The following is a 25,313-nucleotide window of genomic DNA, read 5'->3' as shown; positions in this document are numbered from 1 at the left end:
TTTTCAAAATTTGAGCGAACGTTCCTACTCTGCTAGTTTTAAGTCTATGCGAGCGATTTAGGAAGCGGTTATTTGATGTCGGTAACAAAACAAATTTTGATTGTTGAAAATAATCAAACGTTGCGTGAGTTGTTAGAGTTTTTGCTGAGTCGAGAGGGCTATCAGGTGAAGACGGTCAGTGATGGCGACTATGCCCAAAAGGAACTTCGTGAGAACCCCTCCTATCATTTAATTATTCTTGATCTTTTATTGCCGATAATTACCGGTCGTCAACTGCTTCGTTGGATTCGTCGTACAACGCAGATTAATCATATCCCGATCCTGGTATTAACGGACCTGCAAGATGAAGATGATATTGCCAGTGCGTTGGATGAAGGAGCGAATGACTATGTCATTAAGCCATTTCAACCCAAAGAGTTACAGGCGCGTATTCGGAAACTACTGCAAATAAAGAGGAGCTCGCAGGAGTGACTAAATCTGGATGGTTTAACTTTGTTGTTGCGACGTTCATCGTCACCATGTCGACGCCAATTTTAGCGAGTAGCGATACCAACAGTTCATTCGAATTTGGTGCTGGCCAAGATTCGCTAAGTGGTCATTACACCGATTGGTCACTTGGTTATTTGAATTACGAAACGCAATTATCACCCGATTGGCTGGGTTATGCGCGCTACCAACGAACGGAGCGCTTCTCACAATTTGATAATGAATGGTACGTCGGCAGTTATTTTCGAATCAGTGAACTCTGGCAAAGCCAACTTGAAGTGTCCTATTCCTCTACAAAGCGCGTGCGGCCTGAATATAGTGTCAACGGTTATGCATCACGTGAATTAGGTAATGGCTACATCGCCAGTATTGGTGTGCATCGTAACAGTTGGTCGAGTAGTACTAGCCAAGGGTATAGTCTAGGTTTAGAGCGGTATATTAATCGCTGGCGCTGGGCTTATAGAATTCGGTATGAACAGCTACAAGCTGGCGACGGTGATGGATTGTCGCACCAAGCCAGCTTGAGTTATTACTACCGCAAACGCAGTCACTGGACAGTTGCATTAAATGCGGGTGATGAAATCGAAAAAATCAACGCAAATGAGATTGTTGCAACCAGCGTTAAAGGTATTGCGTTGTACGGTTTACATGAATTGAATCAAAGTTGGGATTGGCGTTGGGCGTTTAGCTTTCAACAACAAGGTGATTATTACGACCGAATAGGGACGCAATTTGGTGTTCGCTATCACTTCTGAGCAAATGTTCACCATTATTTCTTCCATTGCGCTATTCATTCTAGTTGCGGTTCTTTTTACGTTGGTTGTGTTGTTCTATTTACGACGTCAACATCAACAGCGCCAGGACGAAATTGAACAGCGTAAACATTATTGGCAAATGGTTCTATTTCGAGCCTGCGATAAACGTGAAGCGATTGAATTAGATCCTATTCGCGCGAAAGAGTTTAAGACCAATATTGATATCTTTTTGTGGGTGATTCAGAAGTGGTCACAGATGCATCAATATGTGCGCGGCGATGCAGATGATGGCCTGCAACGACTGGCCGATACGCTAAAGTTTGAACCGCGGATTTTAGGCGTTATGAAATCGGATAATACGCGGCATCTGATTGCCTGTTGTATCGCGTTGGGCGATTTGCAGCACATGTCAGCCAAAGCGGTCATTCGCTTGGCAGAGTTGACGGATCACCACAGCAGTATGGTTATTCTCACGGCACTGCGAGCGCTGATGCGCTATGACGCAAAAACAGCCCTACCCTTGTTGTTAAAAAACGTTCATTTCATTGCGCCTGAAAGGCTCGTGACCATCTTGCGCGAATGCCCACCAAAACTTCTCAGTGAAGCGACTAGTCAGAGTATTTTGGCCAACTCACCGCAACATGCAGGGTATCTACTGAGGGTGATAAAAGGGATGGAGTTGCCGATGTCAGAAACGTTTATCCGACAAATTCTTGATAAATTTTCGGATAATGTCGACGTGGTCGCTGCGACTCTGGCCCTTATTTCGACTCCTAAATTATTACCAATCGTTCGAGTTTATGCGCGCAGCGATATCAATCCGATACGCATACAAGCAACAGCTGCGCTAGCGCGCTTAGCTGAACCGCAGGATAGCGAGCTTTTGTGGACGCTTCTGTGTGATAGCTCATGGTGGGTTCGTTATCGGGCTGCCGAGGGCTTGCTCGAACAGCCCAACGCTGACATTGATGCCTTGTTGAAGCGCTCTGAAGCTTTAACGGATGAGTACGCGAAAACAATGCTGCAGCAAGTCGCGACGGAGATTCGATATGGCGTCTTATAGTCATTTAACTTGGCTCGAGATCGCTCAGCTTTTATTCATTGTGTACTTTTTAGGGTTAACCGCCATTTATTTCTTGCTCAACGTCATGAGCTATCGCGCGATTCGACGTTATATGGAAGATTACGACAACACGCTTTTACCAGAAAGTTATGGTCCGCTGTTGCCACCTGTGTCGGTTTTAGTGCCGGCTTACAATGAATCGGCGAGTATCGTCGCTTCAGTGAAGAGTATCTTGCAGCTTGATTATGCGCGCTATGAGGTCATTGTTGTCAATGATGGGTCAAAGGACGACACCTTAAAACATCTTCAACAAGCATTTAATCTCCATTTGCACACTGAGGCCTATCGTCAGCAACTGAAAACGCAAGCGATTCGTGGTGTCTATCGCTCCGAGGAATATCCCCAGTTACGGGTAATTGATAAACAGAACGGCGGAAAAGCCGATGCGTTGAATGCGGGCATTAATGCTTCAAAATATCCGCTCTTTTGTGCAGTTGATGCCGATTCGATTTTACAACGAGATAGTTTGCAGCGAATTGTCCGACCTTTTATTGATCGTGTTGAAACGATTGCGGTAGGTGGTTCGATTCGAATCGCGAATGGCTCACAAGTCCGTCATGGCTTGCTAACCCAAGTCGGATTACCTAAGTCGTGGCTTGCGAAATTCCAAGTGATTGAATACTTGCGAGCATTTTTGTTCGGCCGAATGGGGTGGTCGCCACTCAACGGTATGTTGATTATCTCTGGTGCTTTTGGCTTATTTCAAAAGCGCGCAGTGTTAGATTGCGGTGGCTATCAAACGGCAACCATTGGTGAAGATATGGAACTCGTGCTCAGGTTACATCGCCACTTTCAACAGAAGAATAAGCCGTATCATATTGCTTTCATACCTGATCCGGTTTGTTGGACCGAAGCACCGGAAGATTTACAAACTTTAAAAAATCAGCGAATTCGATGGCAGCGCGGTCTTCTTGAAAGCTTAACCCGCAACAGTCGGTTATTTTTCTCGTTGCGCGGGCGCACCGTTGGCTGGCTTGCCTATCCGTTTATGTTGCTGTTTGAGGGGCTCGGACCTTTACTTGAGTTACTGGCCTATGCGTTATCGGCATACTTTTATGTCACCGGAGCGGTAAGTATCAGCTTTACCCTCACCTTTATTGTCGCAGCTTTTGGATTTGGTGTATTAATGTCCGTTTTTTCGTTAATACTCGAAGAACTGACATTCAAAACCTACTCTTCAAATCGCGCACTCGCACAACTTATCGTGGTCGCTGTTTTGGAAAACTTTGGTTACCGACAGCTCAATAGTTGGTGGCGTATGCGCGGCTTTTGGCAATGGGCACGTGGACGAAAACATCATTGGGGCGCCATGAAACGGGTTGGGAGTATTAATTAGGCGTTTCATGACCTAACTCCCACCTTACAACCAGCGCTGGTGATTTCGTCCGATTTGTCCCGTCCAATCCTGTTGCAGTTGTTTGGCTAGCTGCGCCGGCTGATACTTAATCACTTCAGCACCGGCGGCGGTATGCACAAGAATATCGGCATAACCTAATAATCGTAGCCAGGGCGATTGGTAAACATCAATTTGCTGTACTTTGTACAATGGATACCAATTTTCTTTACGCCCAAACACGCCGCGCTTTATCGCCAACCAGCCGTTATCGAAGGTAAAACCGTAGTTGCGCCAGCGAGCAATAGCGTAACTTTGCAACATCAGCCAAAGCGAAACGGCACCGAGCAAACTCCATGTCAGTGGCACGTCATTAAAGTAAGCAGCCGCCAAAGCGCTAGGGGCAACAAGCGCAATCCAAAATGACGGACTCAGCAACGCGATAAAAGGAATCCGCTGCCAATTCAGATTGGTATGGCGCGGCAGTTGCAACCATTGACAGAGATTGCTGACCAATGATTGGGTCAGTACCGGTAAAATGAACGATGCGTTACCTGTTTGCTGCTGGGCGTGAGCGGAGGGTTGTAGTTGACTCACTCGCAGACTAAAGCGCTTGAGTAAACGCCCTCGTAGGTTTTGTCGAAGTTGAACTCGCTGTAGCTTTTGATAGCGAAAACTGACGGTGCGAATGGTAAATAAACCAGCTTTTGCTTGATAGCGCTTGTTGAGGATACTGAAGTGCAGATTGTAATAACGTACTAATGTGACCCCGATAGCTAGCACAAAGAGTACTATCGGCGCGGCTACAATGAGTGCGACGTTTAACCATAAACTTTCTTCAAGAAACGCGATATTGGCCTCTAGCCAAGGCACCACAGTTTCCTCTAAAACATCGGTTTGCGAGAGCGGATAGATGAGTACAGCCAGCAGCACGAAGATCTTATTGTCCATAATGCCAGCGCGGATGATTTCTTTTAACGAGAAGACAACCTCAGTCTCTGGAGACGCTTCACTTTTCAGTTCAATTTCTCCTGCCTCTGGTTCGCGATGGTTGCTGTGTGCGTGTGACAGCATACGTTGCCGAAGCTGCTGAGCGGCGTCGATGGATAAGCCTGGAATCTCGACTTCTTTTCCAGCCGAACCGGCACTATCCACGCGTAAAATAACTAAACCGAATGGTCGGAAATACCAACTTTGGTCGATCTCTGCTTGTTGAATGCGCTCATATTTTAAGGTCAGGCTTTTCTTTCCGAATACGCCTGTACGCAGATGCACCGCATCATCAGCAAGCGCGTACAAAAAGAAGTGGTGATTAAGAATGGCACTAATAATAATGAAGGCGAGGTAACCACCTCCAACCGCATAAGATAACCACGCACTGTTGCTGACAAATATCACGGCGAGTACCGGCAATAAATTCGTGATATTACGAATCAAATGACGTACTTCTTTTGCAATAAAGAAGCCGATGGTAAGAAGTGGCGTGCGTTGCCAAGTTAGCTCAGGCATGGTCATCATCTTCTGTCGGTTCGTCAGCAATTGTATTCACCAGAGATGCTTTCATCTGCTCAGCATCATTGAGTTTTAAGCCAGGAATACTTAAATCGGCACCGCCGCTCCCTGCTGTATAAAGTGTCAAATGGGCTAGACCGAGCGTGCGCTCAATGAAGCCTTGCCGAACTTCAACATGTTGTATGCGGTTCAAAGGAACGGCACGCGTTAATCGCCAAAGTGCACCACGGCGTAAATACATCGCTTCAGCAGTGCGAGCATAGGCGGTAAATTGGAATCGGCGCGCGGACCAAAACAATCCAAAAAACAGCGTCAAAGCAACCCATGGAATACCGAACCAGAGCGGGTTTGGTAACCAACTGGTGGTGGGGACAAACACATAAATACCGATACCGATAGCTGCGAGTATGAGCATGTCGATAAGTACGATGAGTTGAAGATAAGTTTTATAACTGGGTTCAACAGGCTTCCACGCGATTGCCATGTGATCTGTTCCTTACTTGAAAAAGTATGTTGTAGCATCCATGTAACTCTAACACGAAGCAATAAAATAGGAGCAAGCTCATGAAAATTTTAATGGTTTTAACTTCGCACGAGCAGCTCGGTGACAGTGACCATAAAACGGGTTTTTGGGCGGAAGAATTTGCCGCGCCCTACTACGCCTTTAAAGATGCTGGCGCTGAAGTCGTGTTAGCCAGCCCGAAAGGTGGACAGCCGCCAATTGATCCGAATAGTGAACAAGCTGATGCACAGACGAATGCAACGGTACGTTTGTTTGAAGACGAAGCAGCAATGACGCAACTTGCCAACACGCTCAAATTAAGTGATGTGACAGCGGATGAATTCGATGCGATTTTCTATCCAGGAGGTCATGGTCCGCTATGGGATTTAAGCCAAGACCCCTTATCCATTGGTCTCATTCAACAATTTTGGGAACAAGAAAAGCCAGTCGCTGCAGTTTGCCATGCGCCTGCCGTACTAGTGAACGCCAAAACGCCGGCGGGTGAGCCGCTCGTAAAAGGCCGTAAAGTAAGTGGTTTTACCAATAGCGAAGAGGCTGCGGTTGGGCTAACCGACGTAGTGCCATTCTTGCTGGAAGATAAGTTAAAAGAGTTGGGCGGCCTTTATGAAAAAGTTGATGATTGGAAGCCCTACGCTGTGGTGGATGGCAATCTGATCACGGGCCAGAACCCGGCGAGTTCAGAGGCAGTTGCCGAGCAGCTACTGAAAAAACTTAAGAGTTAAATAACCGCTATTAAAAAAGCCACCAGAAGGTGGCTTTTTTATTGCTATAAGATATCGAGCGATGGCTTACCAGCGACGATTAAGTTGCACGCCTACTTGCAGCTCGCGGCCAACACCAGGTTCAAAGGCGCGGCCATTGCCCTGATTCACCACCACGGAGCCAACGTAAATCTCATCGGTCAGGTTGTGCAAATTTAGCCACGGGCTCACTTGCCAGTCACCCATGGCGTAGGAGCCGCGCCAGTTTAAATGCCAGAGCGTATGGCTCGGCGCAATCACATCATTGGCGTCGGTGGCGGTAATGTCACCGCGATATTCAGTGATTAAACTGAGGCGCTGTTGCGGACGGTAATTCCAGTCGAGCTGACTGAAAAACTGCTGTTCAGCGACGCCAGGTAAACGTGCACCGTTGGCATATTCAGCGCTGAGTAAAGTTGCCGCGCCGCGCCACTGCCACTGTTCATGCGCTAGCCAATTCACCTCGAACTCCACTCCGTCACGCTTGGTTAAACCAGCATTGGTGTAGGTCGTGCGGCCATCAAGACTCTGGTCGACAACAATTTCGTCGGTGGTATCAATCACAAATGCGGTCAGCTGAGCTTGCACGGTCGACGCTTGCCATTTCACGCCAACTTCCCACTGTTGGTTATACGCAGCACCGAGGTTGGTATTTAGGCCGGTTTCTGTGTTGCTGTAGGCCATTTCAGTGAGCGTGGCCGTTTCAAAGCCATTACCACGAGCAGCAAACACCGACCACGCATCCGTTAACGCATAATTGGCACCAAGACTCCAGCTCCAAGCATGTTGACGTTGCTCGCCGCTATCGTCGGGATTTTCAGGCACGATAAAATAATCATCCACGGCGAATTCAACCTCACTGTAGCGTAGCCCGCCAAGCAGCGTTAGCTGTTCGCTTGGCTGCCAATCCCACAAGGTATACGCGGCTTGTTGTGTGACTTCACCGAGTTCGTTACGACGTAAATCACCACGTTCACCAAAGTTATTGGTGTAACCAAAGCGACGATCATCTTGTTCTGCGTGATGAATGCCAAAGGTTGTCGTGAGTGGCGTAACCAGCGACCAATCGTAATCATAGCTGGCATCCATACCAATAAAGCTACGACGCAAGTCAATCACAGCCCCAGAGCCACGAATATCTGTGCCAGGGAACGGCAAGTACTGCTCTATTTCGCGCCAGCCCTTCCATGTACTCACATGCCATCCATCGGTGCTACGCAATGAAACAGATGCTTGTTGGTGGTGAATATTTTTGCGAGTGTTAAAACGAGTGGCACCGGCGAAGGTCTGGGTTGGGTCAACCTGCCAATCTTCTGGCGTCAGCGAACCTGGATCTTGTAAGAAAGGCGCATAGTTATCATCTAAGCGCACAATCATTTCAATTGAATCGGTTACATCGTGATACCAACGCAATGCGAGTTGATCACGCTCTGCACGGTTATGGTCACGCGGCCCATCGGTACGTAAACGAGTACCGGTTAGTCGCACTGCGTTGCCATCGGTCACCCATTCGCCCTGTACTAGTTGGCGCTCGGTTGAGTTGGCACCAAACATGGCATCGAAACGCAGCCCAGAACTATCAGGGCGCTCACTAAACCATTGAATCATACCACCGGCACTATTGCCGTAAATGGTTGCCAGTGGTCCACGAATGATCTGTACGTTACGCGGTTCATCTAACAGAATACTCGACGTTTGCGCTTGTCCATCCGGCATGGTCAGAGGTATACCATCAAGTTGCAAAATAACGCCGCGCACACCAAAAGCTGAACGAGCACCAAAACCACGCAATGTAATCCGTGTATCTTGCGCATAATTCGCCCGTGAGTCTGCTTGCACAGCCGCTAAACCTTTCAGTAATTCAGCAGCATCAATGCGCAGGCCTGAAGGTTGATCGTCAACGTCACGATTGCTCACCGATGCAGGTGTTTCAAGCGCCGTCCGTGGACGACTTTGGTTCACCACAATGACTTCATCAACAGCAACGCTGGCCGAAGCCAGCGTTGATAAAATCAGTAAGTGACTGCTTACAAACATAGTTATTCCGCAGGTTTGATTTGAATGAGTTGACCAGCGCGATCGTCGGTAATCAGATAAATATAACCATCTGGACCTTGTTCAATATCGCGAATACGTTGTTTCACCGCTTCTTCAAACAAGGTTTCTTCATGCATCACGCGATCACCTTCAAGATCAAGACGGGCAACTTGTGAACCTTTCAATGCGGCGACCAGTAAATCGCCTTGCCATGCAGGAAATTTATCTCCGGTGTAGAAGATCATGTTGGATGTCGCAATGGAAGGAACCCAGTAGTAATGCGGTTGTACGGTGCCTTCAACGTGGGTTTTATTACTGATGATGCTACCATCGTAATCGACGCCATAGGTTGCAATTGGCCAACCGTGATTCTTTCCGGCATCAGGAATGTTAATTTCATCACCACCTTTTGGTCCGTGCTCAACGGTCCACAATTTGCCCGTTGTTGGATGAATGGCAGCGCCTTGCACATTACGGTGACCGTACGACCAAATTTCAGGAAGCGCGTTGTCTTGGCCAACAAACGGATTATCGGCTGGAACGCTACCATCTGGCTTTATACGAACAACTTTACCGTGATGGTTATCCAGAGTTTGCGCATCATCCATGGCTGAATAGCGATCGCCTAGAGTAATAAATAGGTGACCATCAGGGGCGAACACTAAGCGCGAACCAAAGTGTGCGCCGCTTTTATACTTCGGCGCGCCACGGAAAATGACTTCACCGTCGATTAAGCCATTGTCTGATAATTTCGCACGCATCACCGCAGTGCTATTCCCTTCGCCACCAGCAGGATCCGCCTCTGAGTAGCTGATGTAAACAAACTGATTGTCAGCAAAGTTCGGGTCGACAGCTACATCAAGTAATCCGCCTTGGCTTTTATCAACCACCGCTGGAACGCCGCTCAACGCATCGCTTATTACACCATCGCGTGTCACTCGACGTAAGGTGCCTGATTTTTCGGTTATTAACAGCTCACCTGATGGCAAAAATGCCATGCCCCATGGTTTATTTAATTTGTCCGTAATGGTGTTCACAGAAACCTTGTGACGCTCTGTTGAAACCGTCTCTGCAGCAGCGGTTGTAGCAGTCACGGCTAGCGCCGCAGTGACACTCACGGCCAGTAATTTGCGTAACATAAGGTGCTCCTTTTATTGATCATTTACGAATCTTTACTAGTGTAAATATAGATTAAATTGAATTTTGGATTGCTTTTTTTTCGTTACACTTCAGTTATTACAGGAAATTAACATGCCCACCCAAGGAGGCTGTAATGGTAAATTTCAAGCGTAACACACTAAAAGCAGCGGTTCTGATTTTAACGACTCTGCATCTTAGTGCTTGCGGTACAATCTTGTATCCTGAGCGTAAAGGACAGGTGAGTGGCAAAATCGATCCAGGCGTCGCTGCACTCAACGGTATTGGATTATTATTCTTTTTGGTCCCTGGTGTAATTGCTTTTGCGGTCGACTTCTCAAATGGCACGATATATTTACCAGGCACTGCGGCAACGGGTGATGATTCTGGTGTACGTGTTGTGCATACCGGTAAAAATCTGACCCCAGATCAATTGCAGGCGCTGATTTCTGCCGAAGTTGGCGAGCCAGTTGATCTGACTCAAGCGGAAGTAAGCGCTGAGAAAGCACCAAACCAAGCCAGCATTGGCCCGCGTTTGAGTGAACTTCGCACCGCGCCTTAATTAAAAACCCGTTTGAATAATTCAGAGCCGCTATTTCAGTAGCGGCTCTGGCAATAACTGCGCTATACACTCAGCTAATTTACGGAAAGTTGTACGACGGTTCGTCGTCGGTCGATAAATCAACCCAATTTCTCGCGATGCTTGTTGCCCACTCGGCTGCAACGCAACCAATTCAGTACCATTCAAAATTCCACGGTCAATTGCCATTTGCGGAATAAAGGTTGCGCCAAGTCCAGCGTCAGCCATTTGTACTAAGCTATGCAGACTAGTGGCGGTAAACGGATTAATCTTACTTGAATCAGCTAGTTCGCAAGCCGATACCGCATGCCCGGTTAAGCAATGCTCTTTTTCGAGCAAGAAAATGGAATTGTCGGGTAACTGATTATATTGCACCGGCTCAGCGAGTTTTTCTGCCAAACTTGAGTGCATCACTAACTTGAACGGATCACGCCCGAGCACATAACTTTGATTACCTTGCAAATCGACAGGTAGCGCCAGCACTAACACATCAAGCTCACCGTTGCGTAGCAAATGTAGCAAATTGACCGTGGTGTCTTCGCGAATGCTTAATTGCAGCTTGGGATGATCGGCTTTTAGCTTCTTGGTCAAATCACCAAGCAAGAACGGCGCAATGGTTGGAATGCAACCAAGGCGTAACGGGCCTTCCATGATTTTGCCTTGGCTTTGGGCGAAATACAGTAACTCTTCGGTTGAGGTAAGAATTTGGCGTGCTTGCTCCACCACCTCTTCACCCATGCCGGTGAACAAAAATGATTTATGGTCACGTTCAATCAACTGACATCCAAGTTGCTCTTCAAGGTTTTGAATACCACTACTCAAAGTTGATTGACTGACGTTACACGCCTGCGCTGCGCGATTGAAATTCTGATGCTGGTGTAATGCCAGTAAATAGCTCAGATTTTTTAAACTAGGTAGTTTGCTCATCTCGTGCCTCACCGTGGCTATTTAAATAAAACAAATTTTTGTTCAATTAGTATTTTCGATTATGTTAATCCGTTTTATTCGTTTTAACAAATTTAATCGAGCCCCTATTATTGTCTGCGAGCTGAGGCGACAGGCCTCAACAATTTTGATTTTCCCAATTAGTCTGTCGAACAAGGAGACAAGCAATATGTTAACCGTAGGCGATAAATTACCAGAATTTGAAGTAGTCGGCGTAAAACCTGGTTTCAACATGCCAGAAGAAAACGGCGAAAGCGCATTTGAGACAATTAACAACGAAAGCTTCGAAGGCAAATGGAAGATCATCTTCTTCTATCCAAAAGATTTCACCTTCGTATGCCCAACTGAAATTGTTGAGTTTGCGAAACTAAACGAGGAATTCGCTGACCGTGATGCGGTTGTATTAGGTGGTAGCACTGACAACGAATTCGTCAAATTGGCATGGCGCCGTGAACACCCAGATCTGAAGAGCTTGAACCAATGGTCATTCGCTGACAACGGCGTGAAATCTTTGGTTGATGGTTTAGGTGTTCGTGACCAAGTTGAAAACGTCGCATTGCGTGCAACCTTCGTTGTTGATCCACACGGTACTATTCAGCACGTGTCAGTAAACAACTTGAACGTAGGTCGTAACCCAGCAGAAGTACTGCGTATTCTTGACGGTTTGCAAACGGACGAATTGTGTCCATGTAACCGTGCAGTAGGCGGCGACACCCTGTAAGCAGACATCACATCCCCCACAAATAAGTGATGTCTTCAGGTGCCGCGAAAGCGGCACCTTTTTTAAGCGGAGGATTTATATGAGCATTGCAGATTACAAACAAGGTTTGGGCGACCACGGTAAAGATACCAAACTCAACTTGTCGAATATTTTCGGCAATGTCGATACTTCGGGTATGACCGCGACCCAATTCTACGGCACAGCGTTGTCACTGGTGTATTCAATTGGCGATAACGAGTTAATTGACGCAGTAAAAGCTGAAGCCGAAGGTAAAATTGAAGCAAACGTTGATAGCGCAGCGAAATTAGCCGCAACACTAATGGCGATGAACAACGTTTACTACCGTTTCTTGCATTTGTGCACCGACAAGCAGTTCAGCAAATTGCCAGCTGGCTTGCGCATGAATGGCATGGCAAACCCAGGCGTTGATAAAGCTGATTTCGAACTGTATTCATTGGCAGTATCAGCATTAAACGGCTGTGGTATGTGCATCGACTCACACGTTGGTGTATTGCTGAAGCACGATATTTCAGCTCAAGTGATTCAAAACTCGATTAAAATGGCAGCGGTATTAAATGCTGCGGCAACTGCAAAACGCATTGCTTAATTTTAATCGCTTGATGTCACTTACTTGTCACACTTGCGCATTATAGTGTGCTCAACTTCCCTGAGATCTGGTTGTTCTCATTCCGCCCGGCATTCGCCGGGCTTTTTTTTGCTCCAAACAAAAAACGTTACTCGTTACTCGTTACTCGTTATTGGTTATTCGAGAAAGACAAACCCTAATTAAACAAAACTTTCGTGACCTTCTATACTCTAATCAGTGAATAACGAATAACGAATAACGAATAACGAATAACGAATAACGGGGTTCTATGGTTATCAACGGAGAACGACTGAAAGCAAACTTACTTGAACTTGCCAAAATAGGCTACAACGAACAAGACCGCGGCATGTACCGCATTGGCTTCACTGATGCTGACATGGAGAGCCGACGCTGGCTGCAAGATAAAGCCAAAAAAGCTGGGTTAGATACCTACATGGATGGTGCCGGTAACGTGTTTTTTGGTCGCGGCGACCGCGACAAGCCCGTTATCTTGATGGGTTCGCATATTGATACGGTTCCCGCTGGCGGTATTTTCGATGGTGCGTTGGGTGTGATGTCAGCACTCGAAGTCATCGAAACCATTAATGAACAGCAACCGGATATAGAAACGCCTATTTGGGGTGTGGCCACCGCCGAGGAAGAAGGTCGGTTTGGTGGTATGCTGGGTGCACAAGCAATTTCTGGTTGCTTGAATCCGGACTGGTTACTCTCAGCGCATGATGCCGATAATGTGTATTTGAAAGATGCGATGGCAGCTCAGGGACTCGATGCGATGCAAGCGCTTGATGCCGCGTGGCGGCCGGAGCAACTGAAAGGCTTTGTTGAACTGCACATTGAGCAAGGGCCAGTACTGTTTCAACGTGAACTCCAAATTGGTGTGGTTGAAGGTATTTCAGGGGTGTTCAAATGGATTGTTCACCTCAAAGGGAAAGCTGATCATGCTGGAACAGCACCAATGGATATGCGTAGTGATGCATTTATGGGGCTTGCTGATTTTGCTCATGAAATTGAGCGTATAATTGACGAAAATGGCACCGATAAAACCCGTATCACGGTGGGTAAAGTTGAGCTGAAGCCAGGTCACCCACACACGGTTCCAGGGGAAGCGATTTTCACCATTGTTGGGCGTGATATGGATGAAGGCATTATGAAAGAGCTTGCTAATGCCTGCCGTAAAACTCTTTCAGCAATTGCTCGACGTCACCGGTTAATGTTTGAATACGAGCAAGTGAGTTGGCTCTCGCCAAAACCATGCTCGGAACCACTCACTGATTTAATTGAGAAGCAGGTTAAGCAGCGTGGTTATAGTTATACGCGAATGCCAAGCGGTGCTGGGCACGACACGCAATTCCTTAGTGAAATCACGCACGCCGGCCTAATTTTTATTCCGTCAATCAATGGTGTGAGCCACGCGCCTGATGAATGGTCGCATTGGCATGATGTTGAAGCCGGCACAAACGTGCTTCTCGATACGGTTGTGGCCATGGCGAAAGAATCATTTTAAGGTTCAAGTAATCCATTTTTGGCTGCAAAATGGATGAGTTCTACAGTGGAAGTAACTTTCAGTTTTTTGAAGATATTAGTACGGTGGTTTTCAATGGTTTTTGCTGACAATGAGAGTAATTGTGCAATTTGCTTGTTGCTTCGCCCGGCAACGACTAAATAGAAAATTTCCCGTTCGCGCCGTGTTAATCCCTCTATTGGATTGGTAGGTGAGGATAGTGATGCCAATGATTGGTTTGTTTTAAGAGGAAAATAAAACTTACCAGCAGCAACATCTTGTATCACTTGAATAAGTTGCTCTGAAGGAGCATCTTTTTGAATGTAAGCCCGAGCACCTGCTAATTTTACTGCTTCAACATATTCAGGCTCGCTATGCATACTTAGAATAATGACCTTACTTTGTGGCCGATGATGAAGAAGCTTTTCAAGTGCTGCAAAACCATTCATTCTCGGCATAGAAATATCCATTAAAACGATATCAACGGGAGTTTTTAGCGCAGCTTCAACTAACTCTAAACCGTCACTACACTCATATTCGATTGTAAATAATCCCGTCGCTTTTAAGGTCGTTGCAATGGCTTGTCGCACCATCGTGTGATCGTCAGCTAGAATGAGCGAAATCATAGGTCGCCAAGCTCGGAGAGTTGTTGATAAGGCAACAATAGACTTATTTCGCAACCGCTTTTCGGTATTGATTTTATGTCTAAGGTTGCACCACAGGCTAAAGCTCTATCTTTTAGGCTTTGCAAACCGATACCACGGACAGCTGTTTTTGCGTCAAACCCAATACCATCATCTTTGATTTTTATCGCAATGCCTTGAGATGTTTCTATGATTGCCAATTCAACTTGATTCGCTCGAGCATGCTTCACAATATTCACGAACGATTCTTGCGCAATTCTGAAGAGCAACAAGCTGACGGCATTTGGAAGTTCAATCGATACATCGTAACGACTCTGCAACTGCACGCCAACTGGCTCTAGTAGTTGTCGATTGAGCCAGGCAAGAGCACGCTCCAAACCAAGATCAAAGAGAATCGTTGGATGCATAATACGTGAAAGACTTCTCGTACTTTCAATAACTTGTAGTAACCCATCTTGTATTTGTTTGAACTTTGGGTTTTGCAATGAATCTATTTGCGCCCTCAGAGCGATGAGTTGCTGGCCAATATCATCATGTAGCTCTCGAGCGAAATAGGCTCTCTCTTGCTCTTGTTGCACCCACAATCGTTTCGCTAGGCCAAGCATAGCGTGATGTTCATAGTCGAGCTGCTGTTGAAGCAAACGCTGCTGTTCTTGAACTTGAGCCAGTAACCCCTCTAATTCATCGACTTCTAGCGAATGCTCTATAGGCTTGTTGCTGTTCTTCATTCATATTTTCGATTAGCCGCTCAAAAGCAGCACGTTGTTGTTCGTCAAAAGCGACATCATTAAGGTATGAATATAACTCATAGTTACGCCAAAAACTCGCATGTTGCTGTAATGCAGCTTGCAGTAACTGTTTTGAGTTGTCAAAGCCGCGAGCGGCGAGGTATGGCAAGTAAGATGCAAACACCCGCTCGTTACTAATTTGTTCGAGACGTTTCCATACTGTTGCTGATTCCGGGAATTTGCCTCTGAAAACGAGTTCGCTCAATAACTTTATTTCAACTAACCGAGAAGGCTGTTGATTAATCACGCGCTCAGCAAAGGCTGTGAGTTCAGCCTGTGAATTTTCTTTTTGCCCAAGTAAAAGCAGCCAATCAAAAATTAAGCGTTGCTCTCTATTGAACTCGTTTTGAAAAGCTTTAAGGCTCGTAGCATGTTGTTCAAACAACTGAGTTTGGTGTAGTAAAACAGCCATCTCAGCTCGCCAAAGCAGGCTTTCGATAGCACCACGAGGATCATTTATTGACTGCGCAATTTGGTCTGCTTGCTTGCCGGCTTCATCGGCTACAGCCATACGACCCTGTAAAAAATTTAAACGGCTAATTTGAAGTTGTGTGGAAAGGTTGGCTTCAGCGCTCTTGTCGTTGCTGCGCAACAATTCAGCTAATAGCTGTTCGGCTTGGTTAAACTGACCTTGAGCAATTAGCAACTGCACCAGATTAAGCTGAATACTGTGTAATGTGGCTTGCTCGTCGAGACTCTCTACAATTTGCAGAGCTTGGCGCCAATAAACTTCGGCTAGACTGAAGTCGCCAATCAAAAAATTGATAAAAGCAACATTATTGATGCTCTGGCTTTGAACATAGTCGTCGCCTTCACGTAAACGAATGTCGAGCGCACGTTTGTAGTGGCGTAATGCGCTGTAGTAGTCCCCTTGTTCTTCGAAGAGCAAGCCGCGTTCGTTCTCGATATGGGCAACTGCTAAGTCATCATTAATTGCATCGGCAAGACGTGTTGCTTCTCGCAGCGCTTCATCAGCTTTATCAATTTGCCCAGTTATTGCTAACACCGTCGCCAAGTTACTTAATGTGGTGATACGTTCCCGAGGTTCCCGTGCTTCGGTTCGATATTCTAATGCTTGCTGAAAATACTGCGCTGCGGTGTCAAATTTTGCTAAACGAAGATAAGCAACACCGAAAGCGTTTAAAATAAGTCCTTGACCACTTAAGTCTTCGCGTTGTCGAAATTGAATAAGACTCTGGGTCAATTCCTCATTTATTGCTGACTCGGTTTCGCCTTGAATTATTTTTAATCGAGCCAACTCAAACCACCACATTGGTTGATTAGAATCATAAGAAAGTGCGAGACGATAGTATTCACGAGCGCCCGAAAGATCATTTAATTCAGCGGCCACAGTGGCCCGCTGCGCAAGCACATCAGCGCGATGTGGGAACTGTTTCAGTAGTTGATCAAGTAATGACGCAGCAGGTTCGAATTGTTGATTAATAATTGCCAGCTCAATTCGCGCTTGTAGTTTCAACACGGCGGGCATTTGTGGCGAGTCAATCACATCACGTAACTTTAACGTCAGCTTGGTTATGTCATTTTCTGCTCGAGCTGCTGCTAAATCTTGAACGACTTTATAGCGAATGAAATCAGATGGTTGAGACTCGTCATTTTGGTTCGGTAACACATCGTTAAAAGCCTCTGAAATAGCTCTGACTAATTGCTCTGGAGCCACATTCTCGGTATCAAAAGTCTTCGAAAAAATGACCTGTTCAGAGGGGTGAGCGGTTAACAATGTATGTAACTGCAATTTTCCACCTAAAGTACGCGGCGTTAATATTAATAAATATTGTGCTTGAGTTAATTGTGCCAACCTAGCGCGCTCGGAAGCAGATTCGAACGGTTGAATTCCTAAATTTTCGATGAGCTGATTGACGTTTTGGGGTTCAATGGAATAAATATTCGGCTCAGCTTGTAACAGTAAATGGGTCAACTCCGCCAAGGCCGGCTCACCATTAATCATCGCTATCGCAATGGTCGTTACCGAAGTTTCCGAATCCCGCTCAGCAGGCTCTTGCGGTAACATATAAACCAAAAACGAAAGTATAACTAAAACTACCGCCACCAGTGCGGCCCATTGCTTTAATCGAGATGTTTCGAAATGAAGAACATCTCGGCATTGCGCTAGCGAGGGGCGAAGATTCGGAGTGTCAGTTTGCAATCTGACGGCGAGCTTTTGTAACGAACGTTTTTTTATGGAAGCGTTTTTCCAGCTGCTTGCGTCACTCGCTTCAAGCATTAAGGCTAAGGTTTTGCCTAGAGCATATCGATCACTGGCGGTTGTTGCTTGTTGTGACTTTGCGAGTTCTGGTGCAACGAATCCAGTGGAGCCAAACTGTGTCGTGTTATTGTCGAGTGTTCGACCAATACCAAAATCGATAATTGATAAATTGCCATCAGTATCAATGAGTAAATTATCGGGTTTTAAATCGCCATGAATAACACCGCTCTCGTGACAGCTCTGCAAAGCGCTTACTAGTTGTTTAAACCATTTTATTATGTCAACAGCAGCGGGGCGGTCGTCTAACGCTTGGCTTAACACCACGCCATTTACGAGCGACATCGTAAAAAATGTCGCTTGCGCAGTGGCGTAAAATTCATGAATACGAACAACGTTGACGTGATGAATTTGGCGTGCAAGAAGCACCTCATTTCGTAGGTGCTCAACCTCGTTAGAATCGGCTTCCTGAGCGAGCACCTTCAAAGCACATGGCGTTTCTAGAACCTCGTCGTAGGCTTCAAATACACGAGCTTGACCCCCGTGACCAAGTAAACGAACAATACGAAACCGCTCCGCCAAAAGCTGTCCAGGTTCAAGCAGCGTTTGCGTTGTTAATTTTGTCGTTGCGTGATTCGATAACAAGTTATCGTGTTTGTCGGGATCAGCCATTGTGAGAACTATCTCGTTACAGAAGCTTAGAGATTAAGTTATCACAGATTCCCCAAAGTTCGCACGTTATTGGCTAGTTCTCGAGCGGTCGTCATCTTTTGCTGGGCAAGTTTTAAGTAATCATTGAGCTGACATAGCGTTAGTTGCATTGCGATGAGTTGAGTGAAGCGCTGCAATATAAAAATTTGATGCTCATTAAAATAATGCGCTTGTTTCAGACTGTCGGCATATAACACCGCAATAATTTTATTTCCTAAAGCGATAGGTACCGCTAACGCTGCTTTAATCTGTTGCCGCTTAACACTTTCACGGTGCTGTAACTGCTGATGTGTCAGCGCATTATGAACAACGCAAGGTTGGCCACTTTCAATTGCTTGTTGAACTAGCGTCGTTGAGCCATCGAAGGGCGGCACGACGTAGGAGTCATTGAGGAGTATTAAGGCGGTTCGATCGCTTTGGAGAACTTGCGCAATGGTATTCTGCGAGGCGGAAACAACCTCTTGTAGCGAGGTTGAATGTTGCCAAGACTCGCGCATTTGAGCAAGCTGTCGCCCACACCACTGAGCATGATTGATGACAATTTTTTGCGATTGGTTGTGATGTGGTACAAACATACAAGTCACATCACCTAATCGACAAATGGAAGAATGTTGAAGACATTTTTCTTCAACACGCTGCGCATCAATAAATAGACCGTTGGTGCTATTTAAATCACGCAGATACCAAACGCCTTCACTACAAAAAAGTAAAGCATGTTGCCGTGAAAGCGTTGGGTGATCAATTTGAATGTCGCATTCTGAGCTACGCCCTATCACGTATGCCCTGTGTTCGTGCAAATCGAAGCGTTGCGCGAAGCGGTGTTGGAATACGACATCAAATATTGCTTTCATCGTTTACCTGTTACTCAATACGTAAACTAAAGCGGAGCGTTGTTGCGGCGGAGATTAAATTGCCGCGAACGTTATTCAAATCGTTGCTTGAGCGCCATACGTCAGGATAAAGAGTGCCATTATCTGCTTCCAACAAATGAATTAAATTTTCAACAGCAGCTAGGGCTTGCCCTTTGTTATCCGCGTTAATTGCAACACTCACAGTATTTATAGCGTCTACCAGAGCTTGATATGCGCCAACCGAGAGTTGTGATTGGCTTTCATTCGCAATGCTTTCCAAGCGAGTCAGTTTTGACTGAATTATTGTATTGGCGTCTCGTAAGTCGGCTAAGATGATAAAATCTGAGAATTGGCCACCATTGCCGCGAACCCGATAACTTCCTGAACCTGTCATGGTAGTAATATCTTCAAAGGTACCATTTTGATGCGAGTGAAATAAACGTAGCGGCGTACCTTCGGTGTAGTGCAACGACTTAGTGTACAACTCAATTGTGTAAGCGCCACTAAATGAAAAACCCTTTGTCGAATCTGGGCGAACTGAGATGAGTACCGGGAAGGCTTGAGGTACTGTTGTTAACAAGCTGTCTGGTAACCGATGTAAAATATCGGGATCAGCGAGATTGATTAAACTGGCTTCGACCAAAAGGTTCTGTGGCGTTAGCCCAACTGTATTTTCAAATTGCACGGATAGGTCGAAGCTGACAAGGGGGCTTAACTCAACGTTAGCAGAGAGATTATTTTGTTGAGCATTTATGGTCAGCGGAAGATCGACAGCCGCAGCTGAGCTACTGTAGCTAGATAGGCTAAAACCTAACCACAAGACCGCAACTTTCAATAAGGTTTTGCTAGCGTACATGATTAATTCCTCGGTGTTCTGTTACATTTTGTTACATCTTTTCGGTTAAAATTTACCCAGAACTTTGATGTTTGTCACGCTTTTCTAAGAATAAAAGGGCTACCTAGGGTAACCCTTTGTGTTATTTAACCCACTTAATTTGCTTGGTAGTAGTTGCTATACAAGCGACTAGCAGTGAGAGCATAGTGCGCTCTCGTAATCGTTGAATCAGGCACAAAGTGAGCACGTAATGATGGTTCGAGAGCGAATGCGTCTTGCTCAATTGAGAAGCGAACGTTCAACAGCGAGTAACGAATTGCCGCCTGCACATAGCCTTTCAAATGGGCTGGGATTAAATCTTGGTCAGCCAAAACAATCATTTCACCTTTGTAATCCACGACAATGTCTTGATTCGGATCGAAAGCTAAAGCTTCACTTTCTAAACCAAGCGCTTGTACTAAAGAATAGGCAAGATCAAGTTTGTTAACTTTACCTTTTGGATCAAAGTTCCCATTATTTGAGCGCATGACAGGCGCTTGTGATTGCGCATTATCTTTCAACGCACTACCTGTTACCGATACAGATTCCGCAAATACTTTAGCGTCACTTGGCACATTCGCCAATGCAGGCTGAGGTTCATTTAGTAAATCGCGGTACTGGCGAATTGCGCCACCCATGACAAGATACTGAGCCAAGTCCTTACGCAGCAGAGCATCATCGGGACGGAATTTTCCGTTACTAAAGCCATCAATTAAGCGCTCAGAAACGGCAAACTCGATAGCGTTTTGTTGCGGATGACCAGCGATATCATCAACGCCTTCGTAGCCACCACTTAACTCGAAAGAAATGGTGCCGGCAATAACTTCTGGAATACCAGGGCCGTTTGTAACATCAAGCGGATCAGGATCAACCCCAGATAGCGACGTTAAGCCATAAACATACACTTGCCATGTACCTGGTTGACCCGGAGCAGCAACACGCATGCCAGTTTCAAGAACGGGTAAGGTTAAGTTGCCAAAATATTCAGTGCCATCTGGGGCAACAAGTACTAGCTTGGTTGTATTTGCTAGGGTTTCAGCACTGGCTTTAACCCATGCTACGTTTTCGCCTACTTCGAAACTATAGGTTTCAGGTTCGCCAGCTGGCGCATAGAGTACTTCAAAGTTTTCAAGGCGATCGCTTGTTTTTAACACGGCATTCGCATTGAAGCTGTTTAGATTGTTTACACTCGCGACATGCTCCATATCGAAACCTAGCGCAGCGGCAACAGCTGATTTCGCATTGACGTAGCCACCGCCTACTTCCCATTTTTCATAGCCTGGCATATTGGTTGCAGTTTCTTGTAGCAAACGCTTAATTTCCAATAGAGAGAGGTTCGGGTTAGCTTCCATCATTAGGGCAACGATGCCGGCAACGTGAGGCGTTGCCATTGAGGTACCCGAAATCATTGTGTAAAACGGAACATATTCTGTTTCAATTGCGTCGAGGTCAGCTTCGCCACCATTGGAGACTAAATTGGTGCTGGCGCGTGTTGAGATGATGTTTACGCCAGGCGCAACCACGGTAATTTCATTGTTGTAGGTCCAAGTTGTGTTATCTGGCATTGCAAACGTGCCTGTTTCGCTTTTCAAGCCGCGTGATGAAAAGCCAGCGAGTTGACCAAATTTGTCACCGGCACCCACAGAAATTCCCCATGGAATTTGAGCATATGGGTTATGGCTGTCTTCACCTGGGCCCGAATTGCCGGCTGCAAAGACTGATAAAATACCGAGCTTATATGCTTTATAGGAAGCAATACTTACAGGGCTATCTGGGCTAAACTTACCGCTTGAACCCCAAGAGTTACTCATGATGCGAATCGGCGAATTAAAAGCATAAACATTGTTAATGGCGTAATCGTAACCGCCTACGGCATCAAGAATTGATAAACCAGCACCAGAACCATAACCAATCAAGTCAGCTTCTGGTGCTGCGCCTAAATATTTACCGTCAGACATAACGCCGGTTCCAGCGATGGTGCCGGCGCAATGGGTTCCATGCCCCACATTCAGGTCGGTATTGATTTGACCTTCAATTACAAAACCATCGGTTGGAGCGACCAAGCTTATTGCTTGCGCATGAGTAAGCGCTTGTACGTTTTCAATGACTTTGTCGCCGAACAGAAGGTCTTGATGAGAGGCGTCAATACCGGAGTCGTTAACCATGATAGTGATACCATTCCCAGTAAACGATGTGCCATTTCGGCTAATAAAATCGGCAGATTGTAACTGTTCGACACCGGTGATTTTTCGTGCGTCTGCATTAAAGTATTCAAGTTGGCGGTTTAGCCAAATAGAGCGGACGTTAGGTAGCGATTTAAGCTGCTCGATTTGAGCGCTAGTTGCGACAACTCCGATAATTGGCAAAGAAGAAAATTGAACGCCTTCGGTGATTCCTAGATTCAAAAGTTGCTGTATTTGCGATTCCGAAACAGGTTCGAGTTGGTCATAGGTAACTACCACGGTAAGACTTTCAGATGCTGACAAAGTTGGAAGTTTAGCCTGTAATTGTTCACCAATAACAGTATTGGCGATTGCGTGGCTAGGCGCCGCAGCAAGTGTTAATGCAGCGATAGTAGAGAGCGTGAATTTTTTCATTGTTGTATCCTCGTTGCTGAATTTTTAAACTTTTTCGAGAATGCTCCGAGAACACAACAGAATATATAGGGGTGATCCCCTAATTTTTTTCGGGGTTCTATTCGGCAAAGGTTGCGCCCGCGCAGTGAATTTTTGAGCGAATTAAGCGTATAATCAATGAATCGTTAGAAAATGGCTGAGAGCGTGGTATGGCTATGGAACAAAAAATCGAAGTGCAGGCGGCCGATAAAGTAAAAATTCATCGTCCAGATCCAGATAAACGCAGTAACGATTATTCGCCACGTAACCGTATTTATGTGCGCGATGTAAAAGGTACGCTGGAATGGTTCCGCCGTAGTTTCGGTTTCATTTTATTGTTCGTGTTTGCCGCTTTACCATGGTTGCAATGGAATGGCGAGCAGGCCATTTTGCTCGATATTGCTGAACAGCGCTTTCGTATTTTTGGCCTCACCATGTGGCCACAAGATTTCACCATTCTTGCTTGGATATTCATTGTTTCTGCCTTCGCTTTATTTTTCGTCACAACGCTCTATGGGCGCGTCTGGTGCGGCTTTATGTGTCCGCAAACCACATGGACGTTCATTTTTATGTGGTTTGAAAAGAAGTTTGAAGGCACACGTAATCAGCGTATGTCGCTCGATAAACGCCCTTGGGATTTCGATAAATTCTGGCGTAAAGCAGCGAAACATACCTCATGGGTGATCGTTTCGATGCTAACCGCGATGATATTCGTCGGTTACTTCATGGATGTCCGTACGTTATTCACGCAAATTTGGACTCTCGATGCCGGTTTTTGGGCAACTTTTTCGGTCGTTTTCTTCGCTTTTTGTACCTATGGAAATGCCGGCTGGATGCGCGAAATTATGTGCACGCACATGTGTCCGTACGCACGGTTCCAATCGGCGATGTTTGATAAAGACACCGTGACCGTTTCGTATGACCCAAATCGTGGTGAGCCACGTGGTGGTCGCTCACGCAAAAAAGATCCGAAAGAATTGGGCTTAGGCGACTGCATTGATTGTTATATGTGTGTGCAGGTGTGCCCAACGGGTATTGATATTCGCAATGGTCTGCAATATGAGTGCATCAACTGCGGCGCCTGTGTCGATGCCTGTAACGACGTCATGGATAAAATGAATTATCCACGAGGATTAATTCGTTTCACTACCGAACGTAACTTACAAGGTGGCCGCACCCACAAGCTTCGCTTTAAAGCTGTTGGGTACTTTATTGTCATGGTGGTCATGACCGGTCTTCTGGTTTGGGATATCTCCACCCGTGTACCTCTGCAAGTCGACGTATTGCGCGATCGCAATCAGCTCTACAGCATCAATATGGATGGCTGGGTGCAAAACGTGTTTACATTAAAAATTCTGAATAAGTCACAGCAAACTCAAACGTATAAAATTACTGCGCAAGGGTTTGAGCGTAGCAAATTAATTGGCGATGACACCGTTACAGTAGGCGGCGGCGAGGTCGCAACACTACCAATTACCTTAGCGGTTCATCCTGATGATGTGACTGAGCGCGTACAAGATGTCACCTTTACGGTGACTAATGAAGCCGGTGATGTGAGCGAACAGCATGTTAGTCGATTCCTCTATGAGTGATCATCACGACGATTTTAGCTTTCATAATCTAACCCCCGAGCGCATTGCTGATGCGCTTGCGGATGTCGGGGTTGATCCTCAGTCTGGGTTATTAGCGCTCAATAGCTATGAAAACCGCGTTTATCAATTCATAGCGGATGACAATCGTCGTTACGTTGCCAAGTTTTATCGCCCGGCGCGGTGGACCGATGCGCAAATTCTTGAAGAGCATCAGTTCACGCAAGAATTGCTTGATGAAGAAGTACCTGCCGTCGCTCCGTTAAAGCTTGCTGGTGCTACATTGCACCACTACGAAGGATATCGGTTTGCGGTATTCCCGAGTGTTGGTGGGCGAGCCGTTGAGCCTGGTGATCTCGATCAATTAGAGCGTATCGGGCGACAAATTGGCCGCTTGCATGCAGTGGCGAAGCAACGTCAGTTCGCAACGCGCCCTAATGTATCTTATCACGAATATGTTACTGAGGCTTTGGCTACTTTAAGTACGTCGTCGCTGTTGCCGAATAATCTCCATGACGCCTTTTTTGCGATCGCTGAGCCCTTAGCAAACCATCTCAAACAGGTTGATTTGAGCGCCTTTACGCAACAACGTTTGCATGGTGACTGTCATTTGGGCAATATGTTGTTGCGTGATGAGCAACTGATGTTCGTTGATTTCGACGATGCGCGTACCGGCCCCGCCATTCAAGACTTATGGATGATGTTAGCGGGAGACGATAGAGCCGAACGCACCTTGCAGCTAGATGTATTGCTTGAGGGCTACCAAGAGTTCTGCGATTTCGATAATAAAGAAACGCAATTAATTGAACCCTTGCGTAGTTTTCGAATCATACACTACATGGCGTGGTTGGCCCGCCGTTGGGGTGATAGCGCATTTCAACGAGCGTTCCCATGGTTTGCAGAGCAACGTTACTGGGAACAACAGGTGCTGACACTAAAAGAACAATTTGCGGCGTTGCAAGAACCACCGATTCAATTGCAGCCGCAATATTAATTTTATTCGTAACAAACAAACCGTAG

At 46.1% G+C, this 25,313-nt stretch carries 22 protein-coding genes; 11 read left to right on the top strand and 11 right to left on the bottom strand.

All coding sequences use genetic code 11. The features are described 5' to 3' along the window. Window positions 1-75: 75 nt before the first annotated feature. Genes D3795_RS08555 through D3795_RS08540 form a run of 4 tightly spaced genes read left to right on the top strand, consistent with a single transcriptional unit; the run spans window position 76 to window position 3,700 of the window. Complete coding sequence (locus tag D3795_RS08555) at window positions 76-471, top strand: response regulator transcription factor (RefSeq protein WP_156267916.1); 396 nt, start codon at window positions 76-78, stop codon at window positions 469-471. After that, window positions 468-1,241, top strand: coding sequence for a YaiO family outer membrane beta-barrel protein (locus tag D3795_RS08550; RefSeq protein ID WP_156267914.1), 774 nt, complete (start codon window positions 468-470; stop codon window positions 1,239-1,241). The genes D3795_RS08555 and D3795_RS08550 overlap by 4 nt, the downstream gene beginning before the upstream one ends. Then, window positions 1,222-2,304 carry a HEAT repeat domain-containing protein gene (locus tag D3795_RS08545; protein ID WP_156267912.1) on the top strand — a complete coding sequence of 361 codons (1,083 nt, stop codon included), beginning with the start codon at window positions 1,222-1,224 and terminating at the stop codon, window positions 2,302-2,304. The genes D3795_RS08550 and D3795_RS08545 overlap by 20 nt, the downstream gene beginning before the upstream one ends. Beyond that, window positions 2,291-3,700, top strand: coding sequence for a glycosyltransferase family 2 protein (locus D3795_RS08540; protein WP_156267910.1), 1,410 nt, complete (start codon window positions 2,291-2,293; stop codon window positions 3,698-3,700). The genes D3795_RS08545 and D3795_RS08540 overlap by 14 nt, the downstream gene beginning before the upstream one ends. A gap of 24 nt (window positions 3,701-3,724) precedes the next feature. Here D3795_RS08540 and D3795_RS08535 read toward each other — a convergent pair whose 3' ends face one another. Next, on the bottom strand, window positions 3,725-5,206 hold the full coding sequence (locus tag D3795_RS08535; RefSeq protein WP_216648949.1) for a PH domain-containing protein: 1,482 nt from the start codon (window positions 5,204-5,206) through the stop codon (window positions 3,725-3,727). Further along, window positions 5,199-5,693 (bottom strand): PH domain-containing protein, encoded by a 495-nt coding sequence (locus D3795_RS08530; protein WP_156267906.1) that lies wholly within the window; start codon window positions 5,691-5,693, stop codon window positions 5,199-5,201. Before D3795_RS08530 ends, D3795_RS08535 begins: the two co-directional genes overlap by 8 nt. Before the next feature lie 80 nt (window positions 5,694-5,773). On the opposite strand from D3795_RS08530, the gene D3795_RS08525 reads away from it, so the two are divergent. Continuing rightward, on the top strand, window positions 5,774-6,454 hold the full coding sequence (locus D3795_RS08525; RefSeq protein ID WP_156267905.1) for a type 1 glutamine amidotransferase domain-containing protein: 681 nt from the start codon (window positions 5,774-5,776) through the stop codon (window positions 6,452-6,454). A gap of 66 nt (window positions 6,455-6,520) precedes the next feature. Here D3795_RS08525 and D3795_RS08520 read toward each other — a convergent pair whose 3' ends face one another. Continuing rightward, window positions 6,521-8,509, bottom strand: coding sequence for a TonB-dependent receptor family protein (locus tag D3795_RS08520; protein WP_156267903.1), 1,989 nt, complete (start codon window positions 8,507-8,509; stop codon window positions 6,521-6,523). 2 nt (window positions 8,510-8,511) lie between these two features. Further along, a complete protein-coding gene (locus D3795_RS08515) occupies window positions 8,512-9,648 on the bottom strand; it encodes a PQQ-dependent sugar dehydrogenase (protein WP_156267901.1) in 1,137 nt (378 codons plus the stop codon). Between the two features lie 134 nt (window positions 9,649-9,782). Between D3795_RS08515 and D3795_RS11495 the strand changes: the two genes are divergently transcribed. Further along, window positions 9,783-10,208, top strand: coding sequence for a hypothetical protein (locus D3795_RS11495; protein WP_216648948.1), 426 nt, complete (start codon window positions 9,783-9,785; stop codon window positions 10,206-10,208). A gap of 30 nt (window positions 10,209-10,238) precedes the next feature. On the opposite strand, the gene D3795_RS08505 is transcribed toward D3795_RS11495, so the two are convergent. Next, the gene (locus D3795_RS08505) at window positions 10,239-11,153 is read right to left on the bottom strand and encodes a hydrogen peroxide-inducible genes activator (RefSeq protein ID WP_156267899.1); all 915 of its coding nucleotides are present in this window, start codon (window positions 11,151-11,153) and stop codon (window positions 10,239-10,241) included. 187 nt (window positions 11,154-11,340) lie between these two features. Here D3795_RS08505 and D3795_RS08500 point away from each other — a divergent pair, with 187 nt between their 5' ends. From D3795_RS08500 to D3795_RS08490, 3 genes are all read left to right on the top strand, one after another. After that, window positions 11,341-11,892 (top strand): peroxiredoxin, encoded by a 552-nt coding sequence (locus D3795_RS08500; protein ID WP_156267897.1) that lies wholly within the window; start codon window positions 11,341-11,343, stop codon window positions 11,890-11,892. Window positions 11,893-11,971: 79 nt separating this feature from the next. Beyond that, window positions 11,972-12,499 carry a carboxymuconolactone decarboxylase family protein gene (locus D3795_RS08495; protein WP_156267895.1) on the top strand — a complete coding sequence of 176 codons (528 nt, stop codon included), beginning with the start codon at window positions 11,972-11,974 and terminating at the stop codon, window positions 12,497-12,499. A gap of 268 nt (window positions 12,500-12,767) precedes the next feature. Next, window positions 12,768-14,003, top strand: a complete 1,236-nt coding sequence (locus D3795_RS08490) for a Zn-dependent hydrolase (protein WP_156267893.1) — start codon at window positions 12,768-12,770, stop codon at window positions 14,001-14,003. On the opposite strand, the gene D3795_RS08485 is transcribed toward D3795_RS08490, so the two are convergent. The 6 genes from D3795_RS08485 to D3795_RS08460 form a co-directional block, all read right to left on the bottom strand. After that, window positions 14,000-14,626 carry a response regulator gene (locus D3795_RS08485; RefSeq protein ID WP_156267891.1) on the bottom strand — a complete coding sequence of 209 codons (627 nt, stop codon included), beginning with the start codon at window positions 14,624-14,626 and terminating at the stop codon, window positions 14,000-14,002. The two genes, D3795_RS08490 and D3795_RS08485, sit on opposite strands and share 4 nt — an antisense overlap. Next, the gene (locus D3795_RS08480; protein ID WP_156267889.1) at window positions 14,623-15,372 is read right to left on the bottom strand and encodes a sensor histidine kinase; all 750 of its coding nucleotides are present in this window, start codon (window positions 15,370-15,372) and stop codon (window positions 14,623-14,625) included. Before D3795_RS08480 ends, D3795_RS08485 begins: the two co-directional genes overlap by 4 nt. Next, on the bottom strand, window positions 15,326-18,325 hold the full coding sequence (locus D3795_RS08475; RefSeq protein WP_156267887.1) for a protein kinase domain-containing protein: 3,000 nt from the start codon (window positions 18,323-18,325) through the stop codon (window positions 15,326-15,328). Before D3795_RS08475 ends, D3795_RS08480 begins: the two co-directional genes overlap by 47 nt. A 41-nt stretch (window positions 18,326-18,366) precedes the next feature. Further along, a complete protein-coding gene (locus D3795_RS08470; RefSeq protein WP_156267885.1) occupies window positions 18,367-19,215 on the bottom strand; it encodes an FHA domain-containing protein in 849 nt (282 codons plus the stop codon). 10 nt (window positions 19,216-19,225) lie between these two features. Further along, window positions 19,226-20,071 carry a DUF6689 family protein gene (locus D3795_RS08465; RefSeq protein WP_156267883.1) on the bottom strand — a complete coding sequence of 282 codons (846 nt, stop codon included), beginning with the start codon at window positions 20,069-20,071 and terminating at the stop codon, window positions 19,226-19,228. 134 nt (window positions 20,072-20,205) lie between these two features. Continuing rightward, complete coding sequence (locus tag D3795_RS08460; protein WP_156267881.1) at window positions 20,206-22,686, bottom strand: S8 family peptidase; 2,481 nt, start codon at window positions 22,684-22,686, stop codon at window positions 20,206-20,208. A gap of 194 nt (window positions 22,687-22,880) precedes the next feature. Here D3795_RS08460 and ccoG point away from each other — a divergent pair, with 194 nt between their 5' ends. Together ccoG and D3795_RS08450 are read left to right on the top strand one after the other, a co-directional pair. After that, window positions 22,881-24,296 carry a cytochrome c oxidase accessory protein CcoG gene (gene ccoG, locus D3795_RS08455; RefSeq protein WP_156267879.1) on the top strand — a complete coding sequence of 472 codons (1,416 nt, stop codon included), beginning with the start codon at window positions 22,881-22,883 and terminating at the stop codon, window positions 24,294-24,296. After that, a complete protein-coding gene (locus D3795_RS08450; RefSeq protein WP_156267877.1) occupies window positions 24,289-25,287 on the top strand; it encodes a serine/threonine protein kinase in 999 nt (332 codons plus the stop codon). The genes ccoG and D3795_RS08450 overlap by 8 nt, the downstream gene beginning before the upstream one ends. The last annotated feature ends 26 nt before the right edge of the window (window positions 25,288-25,313 follow it).

This window comes from Pseudidiomarina andamanensis (assembly GCF_009734345.1).
GTDB lineage: Bacteria > Pseudomonadota > Gammaproteobacteria > Enterobacterales > Alteromonadaceae > Pseudidiomarina > Pseudidiomarina andamanensis.
This window is presented reverse-complemented; position numbering and strand designations above follow the sequence as displayed.

Excerpts from the sequence above, each read along its gene's own strand:
- D3795_RS08555 (WP_156267916.1), top strand. The coding sequence starts at position 76 with ATGTCGGTAACAAAACAAATTTTGATTGTTGAAAATAATCAAACGTTG.
- D3795_RS08540 (WP_156267910.1), top strand. The coding sequence starts at position 2,291 with ATGGCGTCTTATAGTCATTTAACTTGGCTCGAGATCGCTCAGCTTTTA.
- D3795_RS08535 (WP_216648949.1), bottom strand. The coding sequence starts at position 5,206 with ATGCCTGAGCTAACTTGGCAACGCACGCCACTTCTTACCATCGGCTTC.
- D3795_RS08530 (WP_156267906.1), bottom strand. The coding sequence starts at position 5,693 with ATGGCAATCGCGTGGAAGCCTGTTGAACCCAGTTATAAAACTTATCTT.
- D3795_RS08525 (WP_156267905.1), top strand. The coding sequence starts at position 5,774 with ATGAAAATTTTAATGGTTTTAACTTCGCACGAGCAGCTCGGTGACAGT.
- D3795_RS08520 (WP_156267903.1), bottom strand. The coding sequence starts at position 8,509 with ATGTTTGTAAGCAGTCACTTACTGATTTTATCAACGCTGGCTTCGGCC.
- D3795_RS08515 (WP_156267901.1), bottom strand. The coding sequence starts at position 9,648 with ATGTTACGCAAATTACTGGCCGTGAGTGTCACTGCGGCGCTAGCCGTG.
- D3795_RS11495 (WP_216648948.1), top strand. The coding sequence starts at position 9,783 with ATGGTAAATTTCAAGCGTAACACACTAAAAGCAGCGGTTCTGATTTTA.
- D3795_RS08505 (WP_156267899.1), bottom strand. The coding sequence starts at position 11,153 with ATGAGCAAACTACCTAGTTTAAAAAATCTGAGCTATTTACTGGCATTA.
- D3795_RS08500 (WP_156267897.1), top strand. The coding sequence starts at position 11,341 with ATGTTAACCGTAGGCGATAAATTACCAGAATTTGAAGTAGTCGGCGTA.
- D3795_RS08495 (WP_156267895.1), top strand. The coding sequence starts at position 11,972 with ATGAGCATTGCAGATTACAAACAAGGTTTGGGCGACCACGGTAAAGAT.
- D3795_RS08490 (WP_156267893.1), top strand. The coding sequence starts at position 12,768 with ATGGTTATCAACGGAGAACGACTGAAAGCAAACTTACTTGAACTTGCC.
- D3795_RS08485 (WP_156267891.1), bottom strand. The coding sequence starts at position 14,626 with ATGATTTCGCTCATTCTAGCTGACGATCACACGATGGTGCGACAAGCC.
- D3795_RS08480 (WP_156267889.1), bottom strand. The coding sequence starts at position 15,372 with ATGAAGAACAGCAACAAGCCTATAGAGCATTCGCTAGAAGTCGATGAA.
- D3795_RS08475 (WP_156267887.1), bottom strand. The coding sequence starts at position 18,325 with ATGGCTGATCCCGACAAACACGATAACTTGTTATCGAATCACGCAACG.
- D3795_RS08470 (WP_156267885.1), bottom strand. The coding sequence starts at position 19,215 with ATGAAAGCAATATTTGATGTCGTATTCCAACACCGCTTCGCGCAACGC.
- D3795_RS08465 (WP_156267883.1), bottom strand. The coding sequence starts at position 20,071 with ATGTACGCTAGCAAAACCTTATTGAAAGTTGCGGTCTTGTGGTTAGGT.
- D3795_RS08460 (WP_156267881.1), bottom strand. The coding sequence starts at position 22,686 with ATGAAAAAATTCACGCTCTCTACTATCGCTGCATTAACACTTGCTGCG.
- ccoG (WP_156267879.1), top strand. The coding sequence starts at position 22,881 with ATGGAACAAAAAATCGAAGTGCAGGCGGCCGATAAAGTAAAAATTCAT.
- D3795_RS08450 (WP_156267877.1), top strand. The coding sequence starts at position 24,289 with ATGAGTGATCATCACGACGATTTTAGCTTTCATAATCTAACCCCCGAG.